This window comes from Alkalispirochaeta americana (assembly GCF_900156105.1).
Taxonomy (GTDB): domain Bacteria; phylum Spirochaetota; class Spirochaetia; order DSM-27196; family Alkalispirochaetaceae; genus Alkalispirochaeta; species Alkalispirochaeta americana.
Genome location: NZ_FTMS01000049.1, coordinates 1 through 2377, shown reverse-complemented (window position 1 = coordinate 2377; position 2377 = coordinate 1). Strand labels below are relative to the sequence as shown.

2 protein-coding genes are annotated in these 2377 nt (G+C 56.3%); both read right to left on the bottom strand.

What is annotated here, in order from left to right; all coding sequences use genetic code 11:
• Positions 1 to 70: 70 nt before the first annotated feature.
• Complete coding sequence (gene istB / locus BW950_RS14590; protein ID WP_076490025.1) at positions 71 to 799, bottom strand: IS21-like element helper ATPase IstB; 729 nt, start codon at positions 797 to 799, stop codon at positions 71 to 73.
• Positions 796 to 2298, bottom strand: a complete 1503-nt coding sequence (gene istA / locus BW950_RS14585) for an IS21 family transposase (protein ID WP_076490024.1) — start codon at positions 2296 to 2298, stop codon at positions 796 to 798. The genes istB and istA overlap by 4 nt, the downstream gene beginning before the upstream one ends.
• Positions 2299 to 2377 lie beyond the last annotated feature (79 nt).

Genomic DNA, 2377 nt, shown 5'->3' with positions numbered 1-2377 from the left:
GCTGTTTTGTGCAACCCCGAATTCCCCGAAAATGCAACGAGAATTCCCCAGACCTCGGGTGGGGAATTTTCTAGTGCCGCATGAGTGAGTTTTTCACCCTGTGGCTCTCGCCGTCGAAGACCAGCAGGTGGCTGTGATGCACCAGACGGTCTATGATCGCCGTGGTCATCGCTTCATCCAGGAAGATGTTCACCCATTTGCTGAACTCCAGATTCGTCGTGATTATCAGGCTGCGTTTCTCGTAGCAGGCTGATATCACTTGGAACAGAAGCTGGGCGCCGTCACGGTGCACGGGGACGTATCCCCATTCATCGCAGATCAGCAGATCCAGCTTCTCGATCTGTTTGAGAAATGGTTGCAGGTCACCTCCGTCGTGGACTCGGATAAGGTGGTTCACCAGGGCGGCAGTCCGCCAGAACTGAACCTTGTAGCGCTTCTTGCACGCCTCGATGCCGAGGGCGGTTGCGAGGTGGGTTTTGCCCGTCCCCACGTTGCCGTAGAGGATAAGATTCTGTCGATCGTCAATGAACGAGAGTGACGCCAAGGAGTCTACGCTCGCACTACTGGGAAGCGTCACCTCATCAAAGACGAAGTCGTTCAGATATTTTGGCGCATAGAATCCTGCGGTCTTGATCGCCCGATCAATCCGGGCAGCGTCACGATGCGCGACTTCTGTACGCAGCAACTCAAGCAAAAACTCTTCCGGTTCTTCCGCCTGTACATCATCCAGATGATCGGTCAGCCGCCTGAGACGCAGCTGTCTGCAGCATGTGGCAATTTCCGTGCGAACCGCCGTCATCGTGTAACTCCGGAGGGAATCATTTCATCGTAGCGCGTGGGCTGAAACGATACCTTCGTGTCGGCGACTTTGGATTTAGGCGTAACCGGGGGCGGCAAAATCGGCGCGTATCGGGTGTTGCGATCATGGAGCGCAACCAGGCTATCGGCGTCGGTGATCCCCGCAGTGATGGAGTCGGTTATCGCTGCGCACGCGGAGTCAAATCCCGCAGTCTCGCTCAGGTCCGCTATCAGCCTCAGCGCTGTGCTGACCTGATCTCGGGCTTGCGATGAGAGCCACTGCTGAAGCATTGGCGGCATCATGTCGTACACGGGGGTGTACTTCACTGCCGTGGGTTTTCGCGAGAGCTGTATCAGGTACGGCAGCCACTCCATGCGCTCACCGTGTTTGTCTCCATAGAGCCTCCGATGAGTCACGACGGGTCTGCGGCTCTCATCGAGGATAGATACCGTCTGGGCGGTGATTTGGGCCGTCACACGGCTCCTCGCGTATTTGGGGGCAGTAGAATACCGGTGCTTCCCGCCCTCCAACGCAATCATCCCGTAGCCGTCGGCGGTAAGCGTTTGGTACGATGCCGGATCGAACGGGATTCTCGGCAGCGGCATCAGTGCCGCCTGATCAGCGCGAAACAGTTCGGCGATCGACTGTTCTTCTCGGTAGTGCGGGCGGTTCATGTCGGCGCGGCACTGCTCGAGCACATCGATGTTGAAACGGTCGAGCGATTCGAAACGGGGTTCGGGAACCAGAAGGTTCCGTCGCAGATACCCGACCTTGTTCTCGACGTTGCCTTTCTCATTGCCCTTGCCGGGATTACAGAATATTGCCTCGAATCCGAAGTGTTCCTGAAACTTCCGAAACCGGTCAGTGATTTCACGTCCACCGTTCTTCAGAATCTTCGTCACCATTGTCGATGCGTTGTCAAACCGGATCAGAATCGGTACGCCGTCGAGGTGTTCAAAAATCGCGATGAGTCCCTCAAACAGACACTTGCCATTCTGTCCCGGCTCGAGCTGCAGGAATCCACCATTGCTCTCAGGAAATGATAGGACCAGGTACGAGCCTGCCACCCGTTCGCCGTGGTGGTAGTAGTCTGCCTCACCAAAATCAGCCTCAGCTTCGCCCAGAGAATGTGTCAGCGGTATCGCCGGATCGTGCTCCTGAAACACCGCGGCCCGGATACGTCGATAGTGATTCGCCACCGTCCGATACGAGCCAGTGTAGCCTTCTTCCTCAACCAGCCGGGTATATACCCGCTTGGCGGTGTGCCGTTGTTTCCGCCGCCGCTGTTTGTCTTCGATCAGCCATTGCTGGACCGTATCCACAAAAGGGTCCATGATTGACGATCGGCTTGGCCGATCTTCGGCAGTCTGCTCGCTCCAGTCGTCTTTGGTGATGTACTTGCGAACCGTCTTGCGATCGATACCGTACTCCTCTGCAATCTCAGTAACCGACATCCCTTCACGAAAGAACGCCGATCGAATACGTTGTTGTTGAGCCATTGTGAGCATCCTTGATGGTGCCTCCCTTGCTGGTTGGTGGTTCTTCCACCAAGGGTAGGCGACCCATCCGAGGTCTTAC